The 25332-nt window shown below is 36.6% G+C and carries 23 protein-coding genes; 11 read left to right on the forward strand and 12 right to left on the reverse strand.

Features of this window, described 5'->3' with window-relative positions:
• The first annotated feature begins 54 nt into the window (after positions 1-54).
• The 10 genes from ilvC to QDN89_RS03765 all read left to right on the forward strand — a co-directional run bounded on the left by ilvC (position 55) and on the right by QDN89_RS03765 (position 10705).
• On the forward strand, positions 55-1086 hold the full coding sequence (gene ilvC, locus QDN89_RS03720; protein ID WP_280768729.1) for a ketol-acid reductoisomerase: 1032 nt from the start codon (positions 55-57) through the stop codon (positions 1084-1086).
• Positions 1073-2626 carry a 2-isopropylmalate synthase gene (locus tag QDN89_RS03725; protein WP_280768730.1) on the forward strand — a complete coding sequence of 518 codons (1554 nt, stop codon included), beginning with the start codon at positions 1073-1075 and terminating at the stop codon, positions 2624-2626. The genes ilvC and QDN89_RS03725 overlap by 14 nt, the downstream gene beginning before the upstream one ends.
• A gap of 15 nt (positions 2627-2641) precedes the next feature.
• Positions 2642-3748, forward strand: a complete 1107-nt coding sequence (gene leuB / locus QDN89_RS03730) for a 3-isopropylmalate dehydrogenase (protein WP_280768731.1) — start codon at positions 2642-2644, stop codon at positions 3746-3748.
• 101 nt (positions 3749-3849) lie between these two features.
• On the forward strand, positions 3850-5265 hold the full coding sequence (gene leuC / locus QDN89_RS03735) for a 3-isopropylmalate dehydratase large subunit (RefSeq protein WP_280768732.1): 1416 nt from the start codon (positions 3850-3852) through the stop codon (positions 5263-5265).
• Between the two features lie 30 nt (positions 5266-5295).
• On the forward strand, positions 5296-5880 hold the full coding sequence (gene leuD, locus QDN89_RS03740; RefSeq protein WP_280768733.1) for a 3-isopropylmalate dehydratase small subunit: 585 nt from the start codon (positions 5296-5298) through the stop codon (positions 5878-5880).
• Positions 5881-6118: 238 nt separating this feature from the next.
• The gene (locus QDN89_RS03745) at positions 6119-7663 is read left to right on the forward strand and encodes a peptide chain release factor 3 (protein ID WP_280768734.1); all 1545 of its coding nucleotides are present in this window, start codon (positions 6119-6121) and stop codon (positions 7661-7663) included.
• 446 nt (positions 7664-8109) lie between these two features.
• A complete protein-coding gene (locus QDN89_RS03750; RefSeq protein WP_280768735.1) occupies positions 8110-8802 on the forward strand; it encodes a DUF1538 domain-containing protein in 693 nt (230 codons plus the stop codon).
• Positions 8799-9530, forward strand: coding sequence for a DUF1538 domain-containing protein (locus QDN89_RS03755; RefSeq protein ID WP_280768736.1), 732 nt, complete (start codon positions 8799-8801; stop codon positions 9528-9530). The genes QDN89_RS03750 and QDN89_RS03755 overlap by 4 nt, the downstream gene beginning before the upstream one ends.
• Positions 9527-10237 (forward strand): P-II family nitrogen regulator, encoded by a 711-nt coding sequence (locus QDN89_RS03760; RefSeq protein ID WP_280768737.1) that lies wholly within the window; start codon positions 9527-9529, stop codon positions 10235-10237. The genes QDN89_RS03755 and QDN89_RS03760 overlap by 4 nt, the downstream gene beginning before the upstream one ends.
• A gap of 36 nt (positions 10238-10273) precedes the next feature.
• Complete coding sequence (locus QDN89_RS03765) at positions 10274-10705, forward strand: CBS domain-containing protein (protein ID WP_280768738.1); 432 nt, start codon at positions 10274-10276, stop codon at positions 10703-10705.
• Between the two features lie 61 nt (positions 10706-10766).
• On the opposite strand, the gene QDN89_RS03770 is transcribed toward QDN89_RS03765, so the two are convergent.
• Both QDN89_RS03770 and QDN89_RS03775 read right to left on the reverse strand, forming a co-directional pair.
• A complete protein-coding gene (locus QDN89_RS03770; RefSeq protein ID WP_280768739.1) occupies positions 10767-11936 on the reverse strand; it encodes a cation:proton antiporter in 1170 nt (389 codons plus the stop codon).
• A complete protein-coding gene (locus tag QDN89_RS03775) occupies positions 11937-12431 on the reverse strand; it encodes a cation:proton antiporter regulatory subunit (RefSeq protein ID WP_280768740.1) in 495 nt (164 codons plus the stop codon).
• A gap of 165 nt (positions 12432-12596) precedes the next feature.
• Here QDN89_RS03775 and QDN89_RS03780 point away from each other — a divergent pair, with 165 nt between their 5' ends.
• The gene (locus QDN89_RS03780) at positions 12597-13502 is read left to right on the forward strand and encodes a DMT family transporter (protein ID WP_280768741.1); all 906 of its coding nucleotides are present in this window, start codon (positions 12597-12599) and stop codon (positions 13500-13502) included.
• 50 nt (positions 13503-13552) lie between these two features.
• On the opposite strand, the gene QDN89_RS03785 is transcribed toward QDN89_RS03780, so the two are convergent.
• From QDN89_RS03785 to QDN89_RS03830, 10 genes are all read right to left on the reverse strand, one after another.
• The gene (locus QDN89_RS03785; protein ID WP_280768742.1) at positions 13553-13759 is read right to left on the reverse strand and encodes a Spo0E family sporulation regulatory protein-aspartic acid phosphatase; all 207 of its coding nucleotides are present in this window, start codon (positions 13757-13759) and stop codon (positions 13553-13555) included.
• Positions 13760-14107: 348 nt separating this feature from the next.
• Positions 14108-15841, reverse strand: a complete 1734-nt coding sequence (locus QDN89_RS03790; RefSeq protein WP_280768743.1) for a phospho-sugar mutase — start codon at positions 15839-15841, stop codon at positions 14108-14110.
• An 80-nt stretch (positions 15842-15921) separates the two neighbouring features.
• The gene (locus tag QDN89_RS03795; protein WP_280768744.1) at positions 15922-17586 is read right to left on the reverse strand and encodes a glycerol-3-phosphate dehydrogenase/oxidase; all 1665 of its coding nucleotides are present in this window, start codon (positions 17584-17586) and stop codon (positions 15922-15924) included.
• 241 nt (positions 17587-17827) lie between these two features.
• Complete coding sequence (gene glpK / locus QDN89_RS03800) at positions 17828-19330, reverse strand: glycerol kinase GlpK (RefSeq protein WP_280768745.1); 1503 nt, start codon at positions 19328-19330, stop codon at positions 17828-17830.
• Between the two features lie 11 nt (positions 19331-19341).
• Positions 19342-20187, reverse strand: a complete 846-nt coding sequence (locus QDN89_RS03805) for an MIP/aquaporin family protein (protein WP_280768746.1) — start codon at positions 20185-20187, stop codon at positions 19342-19344.
• A gap of 213 nt (positions 20188-20400) precedes the next feature.
• Positions 20401-20955 (reverse strand): glycerol-3-phosphate responsive antiterminator, encoded by a 555-nt coding sequence (locus QDN89_RS03810; RefSeq protein WP_280768747.1) that lies wholly within the window; start codon positions 20953-20955, stop codon positions 20401-20403.
• A gap of 134 nt (positions 20956-21089) precedes the next feature.
• Positions 21090-22100 (reverse strand): aldose epimerase family protein, encoded by a 1011-nt coding sequence (locus QDN89_RS03815; RefSeq protein WP_280768748.1) that lies wholly within the window; start codon positions 22098-22100, stop codon positions 21090-21092.
• A 190-nt stretch (positions 22101-22290) separates the two neighbouring features.
• Entirely contained in the window at positions 22291-23826 is a 1536-nt protein-coding gene (locus tag QDN89_RS03820; protein ID WP_280768749.1) for a GNAT family N-acetyltransferase, read from the reverse strand.
• 188 nt (positions 23827-24014) lie between these two features.
• A complete protein-coding gene (locus QDN89_RS03825; RefSeq protein WP_280768750.1) occupies positions 24015-24479 on the reverse strand; it encodes a chemotaxis protein CheX in 465 nt (154 codons plus the stop codon).
• A gap of 35 nt (positions 24480-24514) precedes the next feature.
• Positions 24515-25207, reverse strand: a complete 693-nt coding sequence (locus QDN89_RS03830) for a DUF2225 domain-containing protein (protein ID WP_280768751.1) — start codon at positions 25205-25207, stop codon at positions 24515-24517.
• Between the last annotated feature and the right edge of the window lie 125 nt (positions 25208-25332).

Here is a 25332-nt window from a genome sequence, read left to right on the forward strand (position 1 = left end):
TGGACATTTTAACAATCACAAAAACTACTAACTAAACTGAGAGGATGTTTTACAATGACAAAAGTACTTTACAATCACAATATTCAAGATGAGGTATTAAAAAATAAAAAAGTTGCTATTATTGGCTATGGTTCACAAGGTCATGCCCATGCGTTAAACCTTAAAGAGAGCGGGTTTAATGTCGTTGTTGGACTTAGAAAAGGAAAGTCTTGGGATAAAGCAGTTGAAGATGGTCTTCAAGTTGAAACAGTAGCAGATGCGACAAAACAAGCAGATGTCGTAATGGTTCTATTACCTGATGAAGGTCAACCTAAAATTTATGAAGAAAGCATTAAACCTAATTTAGAAGCAGGGAACGCTTTAGCTTTTGCTCACGGTTTTAACATTCACTTTAGCCAAATTGTTCCTCCAGAAGATGTGGATGTGTTCCTTGTTGCACCAAAAGGACCTGGTCATCTTGTTCGCAGAACATTTGAAGATGGTGCTGGTGTTCCCGCACTTTACGGTATTTACCAAGATCATACTGGAAAAGCAACGGACGTTGCACTAGCATATGCAAAAGGCGTTGGTGCAGGTCGTGCTGGTATTCTTGAAACTTCATTCCAAGAAGAAACAGAAACAGATTTGTTTGGAGAGCAAGCAGTCCTTTGCGGTGGTATCACTAGTTTGATCAAAGCCGGATTTGAAACATTGACAGAAGCTGGTTATCAACCAGAAGTTGCATATTTCGAGTGTTTACACGAAACAAAATTGATTGTAGACCTTCTTTATGAAGGTGGTCTTGCAGGAATGCGTCATTCGATTTCAGACACAGCACAATGGGGAGATTTCGTATCAGGTCCCCGCATTGTTGATGCCGATACAAAAGCTCGTATGAAAGATGTTCTTACTGACATTCAAACTGGAAAGTTTGCGAAAGAATGGATCCTTGAAAATCAAGCAAACCGACCTCAATTTAATGCCATCAATGCAAAAGAAAACCAACATCAAATCGAAAAAGTTGGTCACGAACTTCGTGAACTTATGCCATTTGTTAAGCAACAACCTAAAAAGAAAAAGGATGTGGTCTCCCATGGCTCGCGTTAACGTCTTTGATACTACTCTTAGAGACGGCGAACAGTCCCCTGGTGTAAACCTTAATCAACTAGAAAAGCTAGAGATCGCAAAACAGTTAGAAAGATTTGGCGTCGATGTGATGGAAGCAGGATTCCCTGCTTCTTCACAAGGCGACTTTGAAGGTGTTAGAGAAATCGCACGTAAAGTACGCGGTGTCTCTGTCACAGGTTTAGCTCGAGCGAAAAAATCAGATATTGATACAGCTTGGGAAGCCTTAAAAGAAGGAGCGGATCCTAGACTCCATGTTTTTCTTGCTACTTCCCCTATTCATATGACATACAAACTAAAGAAAACACCGGAACAAGTCATTCAAATTGCTGAAGAAATGGTTCGTTACGCAAGAGAAAAATTCCCTAAAGTTCAATGGTCAGCTGAAGATGCCTCCCGTTCAGACCCAGAATTCCTCGTAAGAATTATTGAAAAGGTTATTGATGCTGGTGCTACTGTCATCAACCTTCCAGACACTGTTGGATACACCACTCCAGCGGAATACGGGCAATTATTTAAATATATTTCTAATAATGTTCGAAACATCGATAAAGCCATTTTATCAGCCCATTGTCATGATGACTTGGGAATGGCCGTAGCCAATACGATAGCAGCGATTGAAAATGGTGCTACGCAAGTAGAAGGAACAATTAATGGAATAGGTGAACGTGCAGGAAATGCTGGGCTAGAAGAACTAGCAGTTGCACTTAATATACGAAAAGATTTTTACCCTTATGAAACCAACTTGGTTTTAAAAGAAATCAAGCGGACAAGTGACTTAGTAAGTAATTTAACTGGTATGGTTGTTCCACGGAATAAAGCGGTAGTCGGCCAAAACGCTTTCGCACATGAATCAGGTATTCATCAAGATGGTGTCTTGAAAAATGCCTCAACCTATGAAATTATCACGCCTGAAATGGTTGGTGTAAAATCTAATAACCTCGTTATGGGGAAACATTCAGGTAAACACGCATTTAATGACAAAGTGAAACAACTTGGTTATGAATTATCAGATGAGAAACTACTCGAAGCATTTAAAGCTTTTAAACAATTAACGGATCGCAAAAAAGAAGTGACTGATGATGACTTATTTACTATATTAATTGAGATACAAACAGACTCTGATGATGTTAAGAAATATGAACTTAAAGCGTTTCAAGTGCAATATGGTTCTTCTAACCTTCCGACGGCTACCGTTTCATTGATTGCACCAGATGGAACAAAATTAGAAGATGCTTCAACCGGTCAAGGTAGTGTAGAAGCTCTATATAATACGTTAGATTCCATGATTGTAGAGAAAATTCATCTGTCTGATTTTCAACTAAACTCTATCGGTCGTGGACGTGACGCTCTAGCTCAAGCTAAGGTTGAAATGACCGTTAATGGACTTTTCGTTACTGGTCGAGGTTCTTCACAAGATGTGTTAGAAGCTTCAGCTAAAGCCTATTTAAATGGCGTTAATCGTGCTTTTTACCATAAAGAACCTATCAAAGATAAAGTGATACATGCACAATCGAATTAAGGAGGATGGACAACGATGAATAAGAAGATCGTTCTATTACCGGGCGATGGTATTGGTCAAGAGGTTATCGAATCTGCCAAAACAGTGTTAGAAGCTCTTGCCGAAGAATACAACCATACATTTTCATATGAATCTCATGCGATCGGAGGAGCGGCAATAGATGAATACGGAACCCCACTCCCTGATACGACAGAAAAGGCTTGTCACGAAGCTGACGCCGTTTTGTTAGGTGCTGTAGGTGGACCGAAATGGGATCAAAACCCTTCTCATCTTCGACCGGAAAAAGGCCTGTTAGGAATTCGAAAGTCATTAGGTCTTTTTGCAAATTTACGTCCTATTCAAGGTTTTAATAACTTGCTTCATGCCTCTCCCCTTAAGGAAGAAGTGGTGAAAGGCAGCGATTTACTCATCGTTCGTGAACTTACTGGTGGACTTTACTTCGGTACACCAAGTGAGCGTCGAAACAATGGCCAATCTGCTGTTGATACTCTAGCTTATGATCGATCAGAAATCGAACGTATTGTAGAGAAAGGATTCCAAGCAGCTCAAATTCGTCGTAAACATCTTACGTCCGTAGATAAAGCTAACGTCCTCGAATCAAGTAAATTATGGCGTGAGGTCGTTGAAGAGAAAAAGAAAGATTATCCAGAAGTTACTGTTGATCATATGCTTGTTGACGCTACTGCAATGAAATTGATAACCAACCCAAAGTATTTTGATGTGATCGTCACAGAGAATATGTTCGGAGATATATTAAGCGATGAGGCTTCTGTTCTTACAGGATCATTAGGTATGTTACCGTCTGCAAGTGTAAGAAAAGATAGTTTTGGATTATATGAGCCGGTCCATGGTTCAGCTCCTGACATCGCTGGTGAAGGTATCGCCAATCCACTAGCAATGATCTTATCAGCAGCCCTCATGCTTCGTCACTCCTTTCATATGGAGAATGAAGCACGTGTTATTGAAGCCGCTGTTGCCGATGCATTAGAGCAAGGCTATCATACAGCAGACCTAAACATCGCTGGGGGACAAACAGTAAGCACAGAAAAAATGACTCAACTCGTCGTTGACTTTATTAAATCAGACAGTACTACGAACAGTATCATGAGCTGTTACGCATAAATCAAATCTATTCTATAATCGTACCTTGAAATGAAAGGGTACAAACACAGTAGCACCTGCTTATAAGCAGGTGCTACTCCTTAAAAGGAGTGAATGACAAAATGAGTAAACCAAAAACAATCATTGATAAAATTTGGGACCGCCACGTTGTCCACAAAGAAGAAAATAAACCTGACTTGATATATATCGATCTGCAACTCGTCCATGAAGTTACTTCCCCACAAGCATTTGAAGGACTTCGAATGAAAGGGCGCCGAGTTAGGCGACCGGATCGAACTTTTGCAACAATGGATCACAACGTACCTACGATTGCACGCCATATCATTAACGATCCTATTAGTAAAAAACAAATGGAAACATTACAAAAGAACTGTGAGGAGTTTGAAGTTCCTCTTGCTGATATAAACCACCCTGATCAAGGAATTGTACACGTTATCGGACCAGAATTAGGTTTAACTCAACCAGGAAAAACGATCGTCTGTGGCGATAGTCATACATCTACACACGGTGCCTTTGGTGCCCTTGCATTTGGTATCGGTACAAGTGAAGTAGAACACGTTTTGGCTACTCAAACGCTTTGGCAAGCCCCCCCTAAAACAATGAACGTCAAAGTAAATGGACGATTAAGCCCTGCCATTACGGCGAAAGATTTAATTTTAGCCATTATCGCAAAATTTGGGGTTCGTTTTGGAACTGGTTATGTCCTTGAATACACTGGAGAAGCTATTCGTGATCTTTCCATGGAACAACGAATGACTATTTGTAATATGTCCATTGAAGCTGGCGCAAGGGCGGGACTCATCAGCCCAGACGAAACGACTTTTAACTACTTAAAAGGCCGACGACATGTACCAAAAGACGAAGAATTTGATCAAGCTGTTGCAGAATGGTCTGCTCTAGCTACTGACGCTGAAGCAACATACGATGCAATGGTTGAAATTGATGCAAACGAAGTCGAACCTCAAGTAACATGGGGAACAAACCCAAGCATGTGTATTCCAGTGAGTGCAACTATTCCAGCACCAGAGTCTGCAAAAACAGACGCTTCTAAAGAAGAAATTGAAAGAGCTCTTGAATATATGGGGTTAGAAGCAAATAAACCTATCTCTTCCGTAACGATTGAACACGTGTTCATCGGTTCATGCACAAATTCAAGAATTAGCGACCTTCGTCGAGCAGCAAAGGTTGTGGAAGGGAAAACTGTCCATACGGGAGTCCGTGCTATGGTCGTTCCCGGCTCACAGTCGGTTAAGTTAGTAGCTGAATCAGAAGGTTTAGATAAAGTCTTCACAGAAGCTGGATTTGAATGGAGAGATGCAGGCTGTAGCATGTGCTTAGCAATGAATGACGATATTGTTCCACCAGGTGAAAGATGCGCCTCTACTTCAAACAGAAACTTCGAAGGTCGTCAAGGAAACGGAGCAAGAACTCACTTAGTAAGCCCTGAAATGGCTGCCGCCGCAGCAATTGAAGGACGATTTGTCGATGTTCGAACGTATTTAACAACACCTGTTTAATAGAATATTTACGATTAGGAGGAAGAATTCATGGAACCAATACGAAAACATAAAGGCCTCGTATATCCGATCAATCGATCGAATATTGACACAGATCAAATTATACCAAAACAATTTTTAAAACGCATTGAACGCCAAGGTTTTGGTCAATTCCTCTTTTATAACTGGCGTTTTGACGATGATGGAAATGAACGAAGTGATTTTTCATTAAACGATACAAAATATGATGGCGCCTCTATTCTTGTTGCCGGAGAAAATTTCGGTTGTGGCTCTTCTCGAGAACATGCACCTTGGGCTTTACAAGATTATGGATTCAAAGTCATTATCGCATCTAGTTTTGCTGATATCTTTTATAATAACTGTGTAAAGAACGGTATCTTACCGATTCAGCTAACAGAGGAACAAACCTCTGAATTAGTCAAAAAAGCGGAAGGAGAACCTTTCACATTATCCGTAGACTTAGAAAATCAAGTCGTTTTCGATGATGCCGGGTTCGAAGCTTCCTTTGAAATTATTAATTATTTAAGAGAAATGCTCTTAAACGGTTGGGATGAAATTGCTGTAACACTCACTCATGAAGATAAAATCAGCACATTCGAAAATACTAAAGCGTAACTTTATAATTTTAGCCAACGATTCTTCTTTAGAGATCGTTGGCTTTTTCATTCTCCAGACTTTCTAATTGGCATTGAAAAGTTATAGATGTAGTTGGTTTGCCTTCCTAACTTTTAATTTTTATTCGTTTAGGGGTGCTTCTTAGCTATTTTTTGTTTATAATAGAATATTGGAGCTTACTATATATCATATGTCAATCTCAAATTTTTAATTTTTCATTATAGAAAGGGTTATGTATATGTCTAATGAAACACCAAGACGAACATTTGCGATTATCTCCCACCCCGATGCTGGTAAAACAACGCTAACGGAAAAGGTTCTTTTACAAGGTGGTGGTATTCGCAGTGCAGGAACGGTAAAAGGTAAGAAATCTGGTAAATATGCTACTTCAGATTGGATGGAAATTGAAAAACAGCGTGGTATATCGGTTACTTCCAGTGTCATGCAGTTGCTTTACAAAGATATTCAAATTAATATTCTTGATACACCAGGTCACCAAGACTTTAGTGAAGATACGTATCGTACATTAACTGCCGTTGATACTGCAGTTATGGTTATCGATAGTGTGAAAGGGATAGAAGCCCAAACACTAAAGTTATTTAAAGTTTGTCGTATGCGTGGCATTCCTATTTTAACGTTTATTAATAAATTAGACCGTGAAGGGAAAGAACCACTAGATCTTCTTTCAGAAATCGAAGAAACGCTTGAAATGGAAACTTTTCCGATGAACTGGCCTATAGGAACAGGAAAGCGACTTAAAGGAATCTACAGCATTCCAGATGAAACGGTCGAAGTATACGACGATTCTCATGAACGAGAAATCATTCCTTATAAAGATAATACGTCTCTTGAAGATTATGAGAAAGAAACCTTGGAAGAGGAAATCATGTTATTAAAAGAAGCAGGAAATGATTTTTCCATGAATAAAGTTCATAATGGCTCATTGACACCTGTGTTTTTCGGGAGTGCCCTTTCAAACTTTGGCGTCCAGTCATTTCTTGATCAATTCGTAAAGTACGCCGCAGAACCACAACCTAGAAAAGCTTCTGGAGACTTAATTCAACCATCGAGTCCACATTTTTCTGGTTTTATTTTTAAAATCCAAGCAAATATGAATCCTAATCATCGTGACAGAATTGCTTTTTTACGAGTTTGTTCAGGAGTTTTTGAACGCGGCATGGAAGTCACTCTTTCTCGTTCAGGTAAAAAAATGAAGTTGAATCAAGCTCATTCCTTTTTCGCATCCGACACAGCAACTGTCGAAAAAGCAATGCCTGGTGACATTGTTGGTATCTATGATTCAGGGAATTTCCAAGTTGGTGATACGATCGTTGGCAGTGGTGACCGGATTCAATACGAAGAAATGCCACAGTTCCCTCCTGAACAATTTGCTAAAGTTACCGCTAAAAATGCGTTAAAACATAAACAATATCACAAAGGTATCGAGCAGCTTGTACAAGAAGGAACAATCCAACTTTACAAAACACCATATTTTGAAGACTATATCATTGGTGCTGTTGGAGAATTACAATTCCAAGTGTTTGAGTACCGAATGAAAAATGAATATAAAGTTGATATTGAATTTAACTATATGACACATGAGTTAGCACGCTGGGTAACAAAAGGAAAAGTAACGGATGATATGACAGATAATAGAAAAATGCTTGTCAATGATCAGCAAGGACGACCCGTTTTACTTTTTCAAAACGAATTTGCTCTTCGTTGGTTCCATGATAAACACCCTGATATTGAGTTAGCTTCAGGTTGGGAGATATTAGAATAGAAAACGACATTAAAACCTTGAAGTTACAGAGTTTTCACTCTTATTCTTCAAGGTTTTTTCTATGATCACACTATTTTATAAATGACTGAAATAAAAAGAAAAACCGAGACTAATCATTCGTAAGCCTCCGTTTAAATAACTTTTTCTTTCACATATTTTTTCTTTCCTACTCCATCACAGAAGCGACAAGAAACTTTCTTCGTTACAAACCACAGTTTTTTTTCCACACGACCGACCCCTTTACACTGCTTACAAACGTAAATTATCGCCATGTGTTCACCGCTTTCTGGTTAGTTAATTTTTAAGCTTTGTTATAGTATAATCTTTATTATCAAAATATTCAATTAATTTGATAATGTGCGTAAATTATTTTAGTTTAGGGTAATGAATATGTATGGTAATAAGATGTTATACAATAATTCAATTATTTTAAAAGGAGGCACAAAATGAAAGATGTTTTTGAACAATTGAAAGAAGTTGTTATGGCAATTCTTCCAATGGCTATCCTTATTATCATTTTGCAATATACTGTGATCGGCCTCCCGCCAGAAACTTTTTTTCGTTTTCTTGCCGGAGTAGTCATGGTAGGCCTTGGGCTTTTTTTATTTTTAGTCGGTGTACATATTGGCTTGTTACCAATTGGCGAAATGATTGGTTCAGCCTTACCAAAAACAAAAAAACCTTGGCTTATCATCCTCGTAGGATTTATTTTAGGGATTGTTGTGACAATTGCCGAACCTGATGTTCGGGTTTTAGCGTCTCAAATAGATCAAGTTTCTGATGGAGAAATTTCTAACCTTGTGCTAGTTTATTCCGTAGCTATGGGTGTCGGCTTTTTTGTGGCAGTTGCCATGGCTAGAACGATTTTCAATATCCCCTTAAAATATATATTACTTGTCGGGTACGGAGCGGTTTTCACTTTAGCTCTTTTTACACCGGAAACTTATATACCTATTTCGTTTGATGCTGGTGGAGTTACTACTGGACCAATGACTGTTCCATTTATTCTCGCTTTAGGTGTCGGCGTTGCTTCTGTTCTGCGAGGGAAGTCATCAACAAGTGATGGATTTGGTCTTGTAGCATTAGCTTCGATAGGCCCCATCTTATCGGTGATGATTTTAGGGGTGATATTCGGATGATTATTTCACTGTTTGAAGGAATTGATCATGTTATATATGAAGTTACAATGGCTATTATTCCTTTACTTGTCTTCTTTTTAGTATTTCAGTTCATATTTTTAAAGTTAGACAAGGAGAAAATTAAAAATATTATTATTGGGTTATTATTTACTTTTGCAGGACTCGTTTTGTTTTTACAAGGCGTAGAAGTCGGCTTTTTCCCTGCTGGCGAAGCAATCGGTGAATTATTAGGAGAACGAGAAAATACTCTTATCCTCCTCCCTACTCTTGGATTTCTTTTCGGACTAGTAGCCACCTTTGCTGAACCAGCGATTCGTATTTTAAACTATGAAGTAGAAAAAGTTACCGCAGGCTCAATTTCAAAAAATGTCATGCTAATTACGCTCTCACTTGGTGTTGGTACTTCTATTGCCCTATCAATGTTCCGCATTTTAGTCGGTCTCCCGTTATGGTGGTTCATTGTTCCAGGATATGGACTTGTGATGATTTTAGCGTTTATATCTAAAGACCGCTTTATCTCTATTGCTTTTGATGCTGGTGGTGTTGCTACTGGACCAATGACCGTTACCTTTATAATGGCCATAGCGGTTGGTGTTGCCTCTGTAACGGAAGGAAGAGATCCACTAATGGATGGATTCGGTATGATTGCTCTTGTAGCCTTGACACCAATCTTATCAGTGCTCATACTAGGTTTGATATATACACAGAAGGAGCGGGAGGAAGAATGAATAAAATCCGAAGAGACCATAAGCTCTTAGTCACAATTGTAAAAAGAGGAAGAGCTAAAAAAGTCATGAAAGCTGCTAAAAAAGCTGGGACTGAAGGAGGGACTATTTTATTCGGCATAGGTCGAGGGATTCGTGAGAAAAAGAAGCTCCTAGGTATAGAAGCTTTCTATGAAAAAGAACTTGTGCTTAATTTGATTCCTGAAGATATTTTACCAAATGTTATTGATTCCATCATTGAAGAAGTCAATCTAAATAAACAAGGCAAAGGAATTGGTTTTATAATCGACATAAAAAAAACAATTGGTATTGCACATATGGACTATGAAGAAGAGGTTAAGGAGGACTTAGAAGAAATGACTGATGATATAAACCATAAAGGATTCGATTTAATTATGACAATTGTTAACAAAGGCGATGCAGGTAAAGTAATTGATGCATCAAATCGTGGTGGGGCAGAAGGTGGAACTGTAATAAATGGACGTGGTAGTGGCATTCATGAAAAAGCAAAACTACTTTCTATCGCTATTGAACCTGAAAAAGATATAGTACTCACATTAATTAAAAAGAATTCTACAAAAGATGTTCTAAAAGCTATCGAAGAAGATGTGAAAATTAACCAACCCGGAAAAGGAATTTCTTTTGTCTTACCGGTAGAACAAACAGTGGGAATCCATCATCTTATGAAAACACCAGACGCAAATCAATAGATTTTTTTATTAACACTAAAAGGAGATGTAACGAAAATGCCTCAAGTTAAAGATGTATATAATACTATTACTGATGAATTCCCTACCATCGTACTTGATGCACCTTTAGTTAAAGTTCAACAAACCTTTCAAGAAATGAACCCCATGTTCAGGACTTTATATGTTCTTGATGACCAAAATCAATTCATAGGGACTATCCCATTAGTCAAAATTATTAAAGGGTATACATTAAAAAAAGGAATTATAACTTCTAAATCTAGCTCTGTTAAGGGGTTATTCCAGATGACTTCTCAAGATATAACAGCTCAAGATTTGATGGTAAAAAGTGGTTCTGTTTGTGAAAACGATTCACTTGATGAAGCATTACAATTAATGGTAGAAACAAGTGTTGATGAGCTTCCAGTCTTAGATAAGCACGGTAGCATGGTTGGCCATTTAAGTGTTTTTGAACTATTGAGTTATCTGTAATAGAACCTCTACTAAATTCAATCAAAAATAAACGAGAGCTGATGATTCAGCTCTCGCTCTTTTATCCTGGTAACTTAACTTTCTCAGGTTTTTTCTGCGGGTATATTGTTTTGGTTATCTTTGGTGCTAATTGAAAAAGAACAATCCCTATCACAGCGGTTGATAAAATAATCACACTACTAAATACCATGATCTCTGCAGATGCCAATGCGGCAATAATAATCGAAAACTCTCCACGCTGTATCAAAGATAAAGCTGCTCTAAGGGAAACTCTTTTCGTTAAGCCATATAATCGACCACCTACAATACCAACAATTACCTTGGCAATGATCCCCCATATTACTAAGGTTATTAATAATGGAATCATCGGAACTCCCGCGTCAAATTGAATGGTTGTTCCAAACCAAATAAAAAACAGTGGTAACGTCAAGTCTCTTATAGGCAAGATCAAATGTTCCAACTGATCCGTCTTTCTTACTTCAGCTATCATAATTCCAGCTAAAAAAGCCCCTAGGACTTCTGATAAATCTAAATAAAGAGCTAGTCCACCATAGGAAAGGGCGATTCCTATAACAAACAAAACAAATGTATCATAATTCAAGTGTCTTTCAAAAAAATGTTGAAGTTTATTAAATAAAAATTGACCTAAAATAACTGCACCTAAAATTAGTAAAACAACTTTAATAATAATAAAACTAAACGATCCAATTGTTAATGCTCCTCCAGCAGTTAACCCTACTAATATAGCAACTAAAATCGGAGCTACTAAGTCCTCAAATATTAACAACCCTAAAATGAACTCCGACTCTGGATTCGCCATTCTTTTAGATGTTTCTAACATTTTCGCAGTTATAGAAGAACTAGTCGCATAAACAACCCCACCAATAAGCAGCGCTTCAATGAATCCAAGTCCAAATAACAACACGATTGCAATTGTTACACCAATATTTAATAGAACGTCAATGCTGCCAGCTGGAGTCACTTTTTTAGCAACACCAATTAATTGTTTAAGAGGAAATTCCATACCTAACATAAAAAACAATAATACAATTCCTACCTCACCTATGATATGAAGTAACTCAGATTCACCAATTAACGATGTCAAAACGACACCAATCAAAATATAAGTAATAACTTCAGGTATTTTATATCGAATTCCGATTATTGCAATAAAGAACATTAGTAAAAATAGTCCCCCGGATACGAGCATAACTGGTAATTGTGAATCCAATTATTTAACCGCCTCTCCTGAGCATAAATCTTCAAAGTCCGTAATTTCATCTTGTTTACCAATAGCCATTAACGTATCCCCAGGTAATAGAAGTTGATCCACATCCGGGCTAGGAATGACTTCTTTATCCCTAAAAATACCAACGACAGAAACACCCGTTTTCTTTCGTATTTCAGACTCTCCAATTGTTTTGTTGACAAGAGGTGAATCTTGCTCTAATTTAATCCACTCTGTAACAATCTTACTTCTCAACAACTTCATCTTTTCACTATCAACTGGTTGAAAAACAGCTCCTAGTAGTTGGGCGCCTAATTCCCGTGTTTCATCAGCATTAAGGTCTATACAAAAATCCGCTTCATCATTATCACGATCATGAAAAAAATATAGCTCTCTCTTTCCGGTATGGTGAACGATCAGGACAATCATGCTATCTTCAGCAGTAATAAATGAAATTTTCTTTCCTATTCCAGGGAGTTCTGTCATTTTAACATCCATTATAAATCTTCCTTTCAAATAAAAAATGTACCAACCTATATTATATACTATTCTAATTCCTGTTCCTAACTCTTTTTTCAACACTGTATTATTGATGATATTGATAATAAAGTATCAAAAACCTATATGTTATACTAAGGCTTATTCAATCGGAGGTTGCTTATTTTGCGTATTCACCCATACATATTTTTAACCATTGCCATGCTTTTTTTCTCTGGAAACTTCATTGTTGGAAAAGCTTTTGAAGGGACAATTCCCCCTATTACATTAGCATTTTTTCGATTTGCAACAGGGTCACTCGTTCTTCTCCCATTATGTTATAAAACATTAATAAAGAAGTTGTCCTTATGGCGAAAAGAATGGAAACCTCTTCTAAGTCTTTCTATCTTTGGTATTGTCTTATTTAACGCTAGTCTTTATCTAGCTGTAAATTATACGAGTTCAATCAATGCATCTATCGTTGACGCATTGACACCAACCGTTGCAGCAATCTTAGGTTTTATAGTGTTGAAAGAATCATTAACTAAACTACAAATAGTTGGAATAATTTTATCTTTTGCAGGAATTTTATCAATCATTTCAAATGGGTCTTGGCATGTTATCACTTCTTTATCTTTTAACATCGGAGATATTATCATGCTGTTTGGAATTATTTGCTGGGCTAGTTATTCGATCATTATAAAAAAACATAGTTATAAGTTTCCTCCGATAGCTGGTCTTGTTGTTACAATGATTATTGGTACAATGATTTTGATGCCTTTCGCTTTAATTGAAAGTTACTACGTAGGTTTTCCAAACATATTTCAACAACATATTTTATTAGGGATTGCTTATATTGGAATTTTCCCTTCGGCAATTTCTTTACTATTATGGTATCGTGGTGTTGGAGAAATTGGACCTGCAAAAGCGTCTATTTTTTTCAACTTAGTGCCTGTTTTTACTACGATTATGGCGATCACTATTTTAAATGAAAAGATGACATATCCACAACTTTTTGGTGGTGCTATTGTCTTATGTGGTGTTTATCTATCTACTAAATCACAAAAAAAATTCCACCAAAAAGCATTGTAATAAGATTATTACAATGCTTTTTGACGGATTTATAATAATAAAAGATAAAATTAGTTAGTGCAGCTAATCTTATCTTTTACACTGTAACTTTTCTCATCACCTGTTTGGGTAATCCTCCGATATACATTCATTAATTGATCCAATTCTTGACTATATCGAATTGTCTCGGATGATGTAAATCCATATTTATTCGCTGATACGATCATTAACTGTCGCTTCGCTTCCATCTGAGATTTCAGAGATTGTTTTAAGACCATTTTTACCGCCTCACCTTACCTAACATTCAAAAATACTTCTTCTAAAAGATAAAGCATTTCAAATTTGAACAAACAATTAGTCTTTAATAACTATAATTTTATCACAACTCCCCTGTTTTTTTCCATTATTCTAACCTTTTTTTGTAAATTTCACAAAAGTTTTTAAACTAACTCCATTTATTTATTAACTTTATATTGATTTGAAGCTTAGTCTCGCACGAGTGCAAACTTGGGTGAAAGAGAGGATAAAAAGCTGGAACTCCATTTGCTGTGCTTTAATTTTCAGGATAGACAAAAAAACGAAAGAAAAAAAGAAGCCTATTATTAGACTTCTTTTTATCATAAGTACTATATTGCTTCGATCTTTTGGATTAATTCTCGTTTGATTTCTTCTATTCTTTTCGCTGCTTTAATAGCAGATGTTTCTTTCACACCAATATAGCATTTAATTTTTGGTTCTGTTCCGGATGGACGTAAACAGTACCACGAACCATCTTTTAAGATCATTTTTAATACATTGGAGTGAGGTAAATCAATTTTCTCTACTTTTTTCTCAGTGATCAAGTGTCGATCGCCCGTTTTGTAATCTTCAACGAACTGAACTTCATCTGACAGATCACCACTAGCGATTTCATCTCGGAAAACGGACATAATCCGCTGGATCTTTTCAGCGCCTTCCTTACCTTTGAATACGAAGGAAGCTAGATCTTCATAATAATAGCCATAGGTTTCATATATATCATTTAAGCCTTCATGAAGAGACATTCCCCTTTTTTTGTAATAGGCGCTCATTTCAGCAGCTAAGAGACCCGCTTGGATGGCGTCTTTATCTCTTGCAAAAGGTTTAATTAAATAACCAAAACTTTCTTCATAACCATATAGAAATTCAAACTCTTTAGATGATTCAAATTCACGTATTTTTTCCCCAATGAATTTGAAGCCTGTTAATACATCTAAAGTTTCTAATCCATAAGCTGAAGCAATTGTTCTACCTAATTCTGATGTCACGACCGTTTTGATTACGACACCATTGTCTGGTATTTCACCTTTTTCTTTTTTCTTTTTCAACAAGTAGTCAAGCATCAATGCCCCAGTTTGATTTCCTGATAATACTTGATATTTATTATCTTTATTTTTTGCTGCTAACCCAACACGATCCCCATCTGGGTCTGTTGCAATGAGTACATCTGCATTTGTTTTTTCACCAAGTTTGATTGCGTATTCAAAAGCATCATGCTCTTCTGGGTTCGGTGAACGAACCGTTGAAAACTCGGTGTCCGGTTCTGCTTGTTCCTTAACAATGTGAACGTTAGTAAAACCAGATTGTTCAAACCCTCTCATCATCGGAACAGTTGCTGCTCCGTGTAAGGGAGAAAAAACGATTGCTAAGTCGTTGCCTACTTCACTAATCAGTTCAGAATCAACAATAACAGATTCTAATTCTTTTTCATAAGCCTTATCTACTTCTTCTAATACCCACTCAAGCAAACCTTCTCGAACTAACTTATCAGCATCTTCTGTCTTAACCTCCAACTCATCCTCTACTGCATCTACCATTTTAATTAACATATCAGCATCCGCTGGAATAAGTTGAGCCCCATCATCTCCATATGCTTTAAATCCGTTGTATTCAGGTGGATTATGACTTGCCGTAATCATAATTCCAGAATAGGTCTGTAATTTACGGACTGCAAAGGATAATTCTGGTGTTGGACGAAGTTCTTTGAATAAGTAAGTTTTAATTCCATTTGCCCCAAAAGTACAAGCAGATTCAAGAGCGAATTCTTTTGACATCCGCCTATTATCGTAAGCAATAACCACGCCTTTAGACATCGCTGCTTCTCCAGCCTGCTTTATAAATTCAGCTAAACCTTGAGAAGCTTTTCGTATCGTGTATATGTTCATACGATTTGTCCCTGGTCCTATCTCTCCACGCATACCGCCTGTTCCAAATTCCAGAGTTTTGTAAAAACTATCTTCTAAATACTTCTCATCACTTTCATACTTCATTAGTTCTGCATTTAACTCTTCATTTAGTCCTACTTTTGATTTCCATCTCTCATATTGCTTTTTCCAATCCATTTAACATCCTCCTTTTAATAGGCAATCAGTCTTAACTCTAGTTATACTCATTTTCTGGCCTATAGTAAAGAGGTTTTCCATTAATTTTTTTCGCGTGTTTCTACAGGATTTGCTGCGTAATACAACTCTTCTTCTAAAATGGCAATATGTTTATCAAGCTCTTCTTCTGACCAATGGAAACGATCTTTCATATATTTAATGACTCCTGTTTTCCATTCTTTAACATAAGCGATATCAAAGAATAGCGCGCTTGTTCGTCGATTAAAAAAGTCAATTGGCGATACGACCATTTCTTCTTCAATACCATAAATTAAAGAAGCGTATACACTTGCAGGAAGATTGTAGTGTTTACTTTCGTTTCCTACTGTTTCAATAATTTCAAACACTCGTTTCACATTCGATCCATATAGGTTGGAAAGTCGCTTCGCTTCAGCTTCACTTAACCCTAGCTCTTTTCCTTTTTTCGTCCATTCTCTTACAAAACTATCGAGTTTATCAGAACCACCTACGTCTCCTCCAGATAAGGTAATCCCTGCAGTGCTACACTTTTCTTTCACACCTAATTCTTTACCTACAATATCAACTATTCTTTCTGCCATTTTTCTATAACCTGTTAGTTTTCCACCTGCAATAGAAAGAAGACCACTGTGAGACTCAAATATCTCATCTTTTCTGGAAATCTCTGAAGCACTTTTCCCTTCTTCGTGAATGAGTGGGCGAAGACCCGTCCAGCTTGATTCTACATCTTCCCGTTTTAACTGAACCGAAGGGAACATATAGTTCGTTGCATCAATTAAATAATCTAAATCTTTCTCTGTCATATGCGGAGAAGCAATATCCTCTAAATAATGGGTATCCGTTGTCCCAACATATGTCTTACCGCCTCTAGGAATAGCAAAAATCATTCGACCATCATCTTCTGTATCAAAATATACTGCCTGTTTCAATGGGAAACGAGCTTGGTCAATGACGATGTGTACACCTTTCGTTAAATAAAGGTATTTTCCTTTTTTAGAGTTATCTTTCTCTCTTAACTCATCTACCCAAGGACCAGCAGCGTTAACGACTTTTTTTGCTCGAATATCATAAGTTTCACCTGTAACGAGGTCAGTAACTTTTGCACCAACAACTTTCCCATCCTCATAGAGAAGGTTCTCAGCTTTTGTATAATTAGTAGCAACTGTTCCGCGGTATATAGCTTCTTTTAATATTTCTAGCGTTAGCCTTGCATCATCTGTTTTATATTCAACATAGACGCCTCCACCTTTTAACATATCTTGGCGAAGCAAAGGCTCTTTATCCAATGTTTCTTTCTTACTTAACATATTTCGGCGTTCACTTCGTTTAACTCCTGCTAAAAAGTCATATACTTTAAGCCCTAATGATGTAGCGAATTTTCCGAATGTTCCTCCTTGAATAATAGGAAGCATCATCCATTCAGGATTCGTCACATGTGGTGCATTTTCATACACGATTGCTCTTTCTTTTCCTACTTCAGCAACAATTTTAAATTCAAATTGTTTTAAATATCTTAATCCACCATGAACCAATTTCGTAGATCGACTAGAAGTACCTGCTGCAAAATCTTGCATTTCCACTAAACCTGTTGACAATCCTCTTGTCGTAGCATCAAGGGCAATTCCAGCCCCAGTAATGCCTCCTCCTATAACAAGAAGGTCAAGTTCTTTTTCTGTCATTTGTTGTAAATATGCTTCTCGTTGTACAGCTGAAAATGGTTTTGCCATAATTAAACATCCTCTCCATATAGTAAATTACTAAGAAATATGACTCACAAGTCGTTGTAAATTCAGCAGGGAGATAATTTCTAATAATAAGTACAAAAAAGAGACCACAACAACCCGTACATAAAAGGATTTCTTTTACGTTCAAGTGCTGTGGTCTCTCCATATCTCCAGACCTTTGATTAATTTAAACTAATTGTATCATAGAATACTAATATTTTATAACAAATTAGCTTAAAATATATTATTTCTTTCTCTTAAATTTCATTGTTGCTTCGACAGCTGTTTTCCATCCATCATATAAGTCTTCTCTATTAGCATCTTCCATTTCTGGTTTGAACGTACGATCAATGTGCCATTGTTGAGCAATCTCTTGTTTATTACCCCAGAAACCTACTGCAAGTCCTGCTAAATATGCAGCTCCTAGTGCTGTTGTTTCTTGTATTTCAGGTCGATCAACCGGAACATTGAGAATATCACTTTGGAACTGCATTAAGAAGTTGTTTGCTACTGCTCCCCCATCTACTCTGAGAGCTTTAACATCAATTCCAGAATCAGCTACCATTGCTTCAAGTACATCTCTCGTTTGATAAGTTAGTGATTCTAACGTTGCTCGAATAAAGTGCTCTTTCTCAGTACCACGTGTAAGTCCAAAAATCGCTCCACGAACCTCACTATCCCAATAAGGCGTTCCTAATCCAACAAATGCAGGAACCATATAAACGCCATCTGTTGAAGCTACTTTTGACGCATAGCCTTCTGTTTCCGGCGCAGACTTTATCATTCTTAAACCGTCACGCAACCACTGAATCGCAGATCCAGCAACAAAAATACTACCTTCTAACGCATATTCTACTTTTCCATCTATCCCCCATGCAATTGTTGTTAACAAACCATGACTTGATTTTACCGGTTTTTCCCCAGTGTTCATTAACATAAAACAGCCAGTGCCGTAAGTGTTCTTGGCCATCCCTTCTTCAAAACAAGCTTGACCAAATAGTGCTGCTTGTTGGTCTCCTGCTGCTCCTGCAATAGGTACCTCTTCACCAAAGAAATGATAGTCTATTGTATTAGCATACACTTCTGAAGATGGTCTTACTTCCGGTAGCATCGACTTCGGAACTCCAAGAATATCAAGTAGCTCATCGTCCCATTTTAACTCATGAATATTGTACATTAGCGTACGAGACGCGTTAGTATAGTCAGTAACGTGGGCCTTTCCACCAGAAAGTTTCCAAATAAGCCACGTATCAATTGTTCCAAATAATAGTTTTCCTTGATCCGCTTTTTCTCGGGCACCTTCAACATTATCTAAAAGCCACTTTACTTTTGTCCCTGAGAAATAAGCATCTATTAATAGTCCTGTTTTATCAGTGAAAAGCTGACTATATCCTTTTCCTCTTAGTTCTTCACATATTGGATCTGTCTGGCGAGATTGCCATACTAGTGCATTATAAATGGGCTTGCCTGTTTCTTTCTCCCAAATAACTGTTGTTTCCCGCTGATTTGTGATACCAATCGAAGCAATTTCTTTCGGCGATACATTTTGATTACTTAAAACTTCTGCAATTACTCCTAATACAGATGACCAAATTTCATTAGCGTTGTGTTCTACCCAACCTGGATTAGGAAAAATTTGTCTAAATTCTTTTTGCGCTGTATCAACAATTTTTCCTTCCTTGTTAAATAAAATCGCCCTTGAGCTTGTCGTTCCCTGGTCTAATGCGAGTACATACTTTTTTTCCATATAATCTCCTCCTAGGCTTCTTTTTGTTTTGGTGTGTGTTTTGTGTCTTCTACGCTTTCTGGATTAACATCATCTTTCTTCGCTTTAATGGAAACACCTAACACTACAAAGAACAGTGCAATGAAAATCCAAAGTCCTGCATTCATCGTTCCTTCAAACAGTGCTACATAACTTAATGTTCCAAGTGATCCCCCAATAATTGGACCTGCTATTGGAACCCAAGAGTAAGCCCATCCTGAATCACCTTTGTTGTGAATAGGCAATACAGCGTGTGCAATACGAGGTCCAAGGTCACGAGCTGGGTTAATGGCATATCCTGTCGTTCCACCTAGAGACATACCAATGACAACAATCAAGAAACCAACCAATAATGGATCTAGTCCAGCTGTTACATCATTCGCACCTAATGCTAGAATACCAAATAATAGTACGAATGTTCCAAGTACTTCACTGAAGTAGTTAGATGGAGTATGATCAATCGCTGGCCCTGTTGCAAATACTCCAAGCTTTGCTCCTTTATCCTCTGTGTTTCTAAAATGTGGATAATACATGAAAAATACCAGTGACGCCCCAACAAATGCTCCACTTAGTTGAGCTGCGATATAACCTGGTACGTCAGCCCAAGCAAAATCTCCTATCATAGCAAGACCAACAGTTACTGCTGGGTTAATATGACCTCCACTAATTCCCCCTATCATATAAACCGACATAGCTACACCAAGACCCCATGCAAAAGTAATAACAATCCAACCTGAACCTTCTGATTTTGTACCTTTTAATACTACGCCGGCAACAACCCCTCCACCAAAAATAATCAACATCATTGTACCTAAAAACTCGGCTAATACTGGTGACATGTTAAATTCCCCCTTTTGACAAATTTTAGAGAGCAAAAAAGACCAACAAAATACCACCTAGTTTTCTCGCTCCTAGGCGTATTTTCGTTGGTCTCCATGGTCTCCATCGAAAAATTTATTAACTTACTTTTTATTTAACCATTCAGTGTAAGCGTTGTCAATCTCTTCCCATTAATTAAACAATTTAATTAACGGAATTATTTGTTTTGTATATTAATTATTAGCTTCCCAAAGCTCTCGATTTGAAGTAGTTACCGCCGCTGCCCCTGCATTTATTGCAGCTTTTACTTCTTCATTGGACCGTATGAGTCCTCCTGCAATGATTGGGACGTTTGTCTTTTCATAGATTTCTTTAATAATATGTGGAATAATACCAGGAAGCACTTCAATAAGGTCCGGTTGGATCGTATCAAGCATGTTATAACTGGATTCCAACGCAATGGAATCGAGTAAAAATAATCGTTGTATCGTTAATAGTTTTGCTTTTTTAGCTGTTAACAGTACATTTTTCCTCGTAGAAATTAACCCTTCTGGTCGAATATCTCGACAAAGAAATTGAGCAGCATACTCATCACTTTTCAACCCTTGAACTAAATCAGCGTGAAGTAAAACTTTTTTATCATGCTCATGGAGCATTTTAACCAAACTTTTTAATTGACCAATATGAGTATTTAATAAAACGATGTATTCGTAATTTGAATTTGCTACTTTATCTAAATCTTTTAAATCACGAATTGCAGGCAAGATGGTTGAATTAGATATGCTCATAATATTTCGTCCCCCTCTAACTTTTAAACGGATAATGTAAATAGTATAGCATATTAGTCATATTCTTCATTTCTTTAATATAAGAATAAGCTTATTTTTATAAAACCATCTCACCTTAAAACAGGATATGTTATTTATAAAATTCCGAATGTAAACGTCGTTTGTTTTTCATAAACGTTTCCTTTTTCAACAATATAACTTTTGGTTTCATTCGGTGGCATTTGGGTTTCCAAACAAATTCCTGCGTATTTCTCTGCTTTTCCCTTATTCAAAAGAGGTGATTGCTTCACTTGATTTCCAGAGTAAATCACAATAGCTGGATCATCTGTTTTAACATGCAAAGATCTGCCAGATAGTTGATCAACTAAAACTACTTTTTCTTCATTCCATTTATCAAATATAAATGGATGGTCCAATCCTCCGCCAACAAGGTTAATTTGATCATCTGAATCAGCGATCATTTCATTTAACAATTTCCCTTTTCGAAAGTCAAAAGTCGGACGGCTTTCTACACTTTTAACATCTAGAGGAATAGATTCTTCGTCTAATTCATAAAACTTAGAACTAGCAACCGTTAAATGATGACCTAATATATTTCGTTTCAAATTTCCTGTTAAATTAAAATACGAATGATTAGTTAAATTTATTGGAGTTGTTTCATTTGGTAATGCCCAATAATGAATGATTAATTGATTGCTATCACTAAGTGTGTAGCTAATTTTAAATTGGACATCCCCGGGATAATTATCTTCTCCATCAGCACTAAAGTATTCAAAAATAAGAGTATTATCTTTCTGAGTTACATCCCATATTCTTTTCGCAAGGCCTTTTTCGCCACCATGCAAATGGTTATTACCATCATTCTTATCCAACTGAAATTCTTGATCTCTAAACTTTAACATGGCATCTTTTGTACGTCCTGACGTTCTTCCAACAACTACGCCTAAATAATGAGGGTTCGTTTCATAGAGAGAAATATCATCATAATGAATGACAACGTTCTCTTTTACACCTTCTTGATCTGGAACTAAAATTTCTGTAATCGCTGCACCAAAATTTATTGCTGTGAGGGACATCCCTTGACTGTTTTCTATCTTATACGAATAGACATCGCCATCTGAGAATGTAGCTACTTTTTTTTTCAATTAAACCCACTCCTATCTCATTAATTTGTATTTTAAATAATACACTAACTTTATTAATAAAATTAATAAATTATCTCTGCTACTTTATTGTACAAAAAAGTATGACGAAAGAAAAGCTTAACAAGTCGTCTTTAATCATTAATTTTATTATTAAAAGACCCCAGCAAATCACTGAGGTCTTCATTAAAAGTTAACAATCATATTGTACTTTGTACAAATCTTTTCTTCGATCACGCCACTGAGTTACATTCCCTGACTTCCTATGTCTTCTTAATAACTCTAAATCCACATCACCAACGACTACCGTCTCAATATTAGGATGACATTCTCCAACAACTCCGTCACGAGGGAAGGCAAAATCTGAAGGTGTGAATATTCCTGATTGTGCATATTGAATATCCATATTTTCAACATGAGTTAAGTTTCCAACAGTTCCAGCAATCATCGTATAAACTTGATTTTCAACAGCTCTCGCTTGCGCACAATAGCGGACTCGAAGATATCCTTGTCTTTCATCTGTACAAAAAGGTGTAAAAATGATATTCGCTCCTTTTTCTGTTGCAATACGCGCTAACTCAGGAAACTCAATATCGTAACATATTTGAATTGCAATTTTACCACAATCACTATCAAACACCTCTACTTTATCTCCCCCATGGATCCCCCAAAATCTTCGTTCATTTGGAGTGATATGGATTTTATATTGCTTTTCTACCGTTCCATCTCGCCGAAAAAAGTAAGCAATATTATATATTTTCCCTTCTTCTTCAACGAAGTGGGAGCCACCAATAATATTAACGTTATACTTGATAGATAAATCAATAAATAAATTTATATAGTCCTCAGTAAAATCTGTTAGCCTGCGGATTGCTTGACTAGGACTCTTCTCTTCGATAAAAGAAAGAAGTTGCGTAGTGAAAATTTCTGGAAAAACAACAAAATCCGAATTATAACTTGCACCAACATCGGCATAGTATTCACATTGTTGGGCAAATTCCTCAAAAGAATTTATTTTTTTCATCATATATTGAATCGCACAAATCCGAACTGGAAACGATGTTTTGAAATGTCGTTTTGTTGTCGGACGATAATCAACATTATTCCACTCCATTAACGTTGCATAACGCATGGAAGCTTTATCATCTACAAGATAATTACGATTGACCCGCTTTAACGTAAAACCATTCATAACTTGAAAAGTTAACACAGGGTCAAACACATTGTGACTCATTACTTCTTCGACATATTGCCTTGGAGTTAATTCAGCTGAATACTTTCTGTAATTAGGAATTCTTCCACCGATAACAATACTTTTAAGGTTCAATTCTCTTGCTAACTCTTTTCTAGCTTCGTATAACCGCCGTCCAATTTTCATCCGACGATAATCGGGATGAACAGCTACTTCAATGCCATAAAGGTTATACCCTTCAGAGTCATGATTCGTAATATATCCTTCATCTGTTATTTCATCCCAAGTATGTTGGTCATCGTACTCATCAAAATTTATGATTAAACTAGCACAAGAGCCAATTATTTCTCCATCCACTTCCACACAAAACTGTCCTTCAGGAAACAATTCTAAATGGCTATATAAATGGGATCTTTTCCAAGGTTCCATATTTGGAAAACATAATTTAGACAACTCAATAATTGCTTCTATATCATCGTGCCTTATATTTCGGATAATTATTTTTTTTTCAAATTTAGACATATCTAATGGACTCATAAATCTCATCCTTCCTTAAGTTTGACTTTTAGTTATCAAACTCTCAATGTTCGCTTGCTTCATTTAATCTAAAGCAAATATGACAAAAAAGCAAACATTCTTCGGAACTTTAGAAAATTCTCTCTATTAATGTTATAAAACCATGAAAAAACCGTTCATGGATTGACCCACGAAACGGTTTTATACGTTTAACTTGCTTTTGCAGTTAATGATATATGAACAGCTATTTCTCCTATGATTGAATCCATTGGAATCGTAATAAACATCTTTGTGGACCTAAAATTTGACATTCCATCGTTTACAACTGGAGGTGTGACATCAATCAAACAATTTAATTTGGAAAGTTCTGTTGCTGTTGATCCTGCTACCCAATTACCAAACTCTTGTATAGCACTCCATCCCATATCATCTAAAATTTTAATCGTTACGCCTCCCATCATTGTTCCAACCAGTTGTTTGGCTGTTTCTGTACTCAATGTACAAATGATTTGCCCAGATAGTTGTCCATTAATCCCCAACACAACTGCAACATCATCAGACGCGATAACGCCTTTGCTTGAACTTGGCTTGTTTGGTGTTATATCCACTCCAAAATGATTGTTCATGATTGCTTTTGTAGCTTGACACACAGCATTAATATGATTAGCATTCATTACTTCCTTTTCATCTCCTTAATTAGGCTATCTTTTTATCTATTTACGGCTTTATTTTTTTCTCTCGCTTTATACCATTGATCTCTAGCCATTTCTACAATTTGTGGTTCCATGTGACGATGTTTGTGTTGTATGACTTTCGAAAAATATTTAATGGCTTCGCCGTTTCTATTTAATAGACGATGAAGTTCTCCTAAAATATAGATAACTTTTAATTCTGACATAGATTCATAATTGCCATACGAAAAAGCTTTTTCAAACTTTTGAATCGAAAAGTTCACAAACCTCGTTGCTTCATCTTCTTCGTTAAGCTCCCGAAGTAACCAACTTAGTTTCATACATATACCTGCTAAAATGATGTCAGGTTGCATTGTTTGTTCCCCTGCAACAACTGCTAACTTAAAAACTCGAACTGCCTCTTCGTGACTTCGTTCACCGGAAAAATCTTGTTTTCTCCATTTTGATGATATCTTGTTTATAAATTGCTCCCTTTGAGCTTGATGAAACGTTTCTTGGAATTGATCGTTAAACGCATAACCGCACTCAGGACAAACATAAACTTCATACAACAATGGGTTTCTAGATGCATCTTTGTACTCTTTAGAAAAGTCATTGTTCACTTGTTTCACTCTAATATACCTTGATCGTAACTTTTTAGAAGTGAAATTGTGATCACAAATATGACAAGACAATTGCTTATCATACAATAGTGGCACTTCTTTAGTCATATAAAATCACTCCACTTCTATTTTTAACTTAATTAAAGTATAAATTACCTATACTAAAGAAGGAAGAAAAATATTTTTTTATAAACTAATTAATCTATTATACCTAAGACTATTATATCTCAAAC

This window comes from Salipaludibacillus daqingensis (assembly GCF_029891575.1).
GTDB lineage: Bacteria > Bacillota > Bacilli > Bacillales > Salisediminibacteriaceae > Salipaludibacillus > Salipaludibacillus daqingensis.

Coding starts and splice junctions, on each gene's coding strand:
- ilvC (WP_280768729.1), top strand. CDS start 55: ATGACAAAAGTACTTTACAATCACAATATTCAAGATGAGGTATTAAAA.
- QDN89_RS03725 (WP_280768730.1), top strand. CDS start 1,073: ATGGCTCGCGTTAACGTCTTTGATACTACTCTTAGAGACGGCGAACAG.
- leuB (WP_280768731.1), top strand. CDS start 2,642: ATGAATAAGAAGATCGTTCTATTACCGGGCGATGGTATTGGTCAAGAG.
- leuC (WP_280768732.1), top strand. CDS start 3,850: ATGAGTAAACCAAAAACAATCATTGATAAAATTTGGGACCGCCACGTT.
- leuD (WP_280768733.1), top strand. CDS start 5,296: ATGGAACCAATACGAAAACATAAAGGCCTCGTATATCCGATCAATCGA.
- QDN89_RS03745 (WP_280768734.1), top strand. CDS start 6,119: ATGTCTAATGAAACACCAAGACGAACATTTGCGATTATCTCCCACCCC.
- QDN89_RS03750 (WP_280768735.1), top strand. CDS start 8,110: ATGAAAGATGTTTTTGAACAATTGAAAGAAGTTGTTATGGCAATTCTT.
- QDN89_RS03755 (WP_280768736.1), top strand. CDS start 8,799: ATGATTATTTCACTGTTTGAAGGAATTGATCATGTTATATATGAAGTT.
- QDN89_RS03760 (WP_280768737.1), top strand. CDS start 9,527: ATGAATAAAATCCGAAGAGACCATAAGCTCTTAGTCACAATTGTAAAA.
- QDN89_RS03765 (WP_280768738.1), top strand. CDS start 10,274: ATGCCTCAAGTTAAAGATGTATATAATACTATTACTGATGAATTCCCT.
- QDN89_RS03775 (WP_280768740.1), bottom strand. CDS start 12,431: ATGGATGTTAAAATGACAGAACTCCCTGGAATAGGAAAGAAAATTTCA.
- QDN89_RS03785 (WP_280768742.1), bottom strand. CDS start 13,759: ATGGTCTTAAAACAATCTCTGAAATCTCAGATGGAAGCGAAGCGACAG.
- QDN89_RS03790 (WP_280768743.1), bottom strand. CDS start 15,841: ATGGATTGGAAAAAGCAATATGAGAGATGGAAATCAAAAGTAGGACTA.
- QDN89_RS03795 (WP_280768744.1), bottom strand. CDS start 17,586: ATGGCAAAACCATTTTCAGCTGTACAACGAGAAGCATATTTACAACAA.
- glpK (WP_280768745.1), bottom strand. CDS start 19,330: ATGGAAAAAAAGTATGTACTCGCATTAGACCAGGGAACGACAAGCTCA.
- QDN89_RS03805 (WP_280768746.1), bottom strand. CDS start 20,187: ATGTCACCAGTATTAGCCGAGTTTTTAGGTACAATGATGTTGATTATT.
- QDN89_RS03810 (WP_280768747.1), bottom strand. CDS start 20,955: ATGAGCATATCTAATTCAACCATCTTGCCTGCAATTCGTGATTTAAAA.
- QDN89_RS03820 (WP_280768749.1), bottom strand. CDS start 23,826: ATGAGTCCATTAGATATGTCTAAATTTGAAAAAAAAATAATTATCCGA.
- QDN89_RS03825 (WP_280768750.1), bottom strand. CDS start 24,479: ATGAATGCTAATCATATTAATGCTGTGTGTCAAGCTACAAAAGCAATC.
- QDN89_RS03830 (WP_280768751.1), bottom strand. CDS start 25,207: ATGACTAAAGAAGTGCCACTATTGTATGATAAGCAATTGTCTTGTCAT.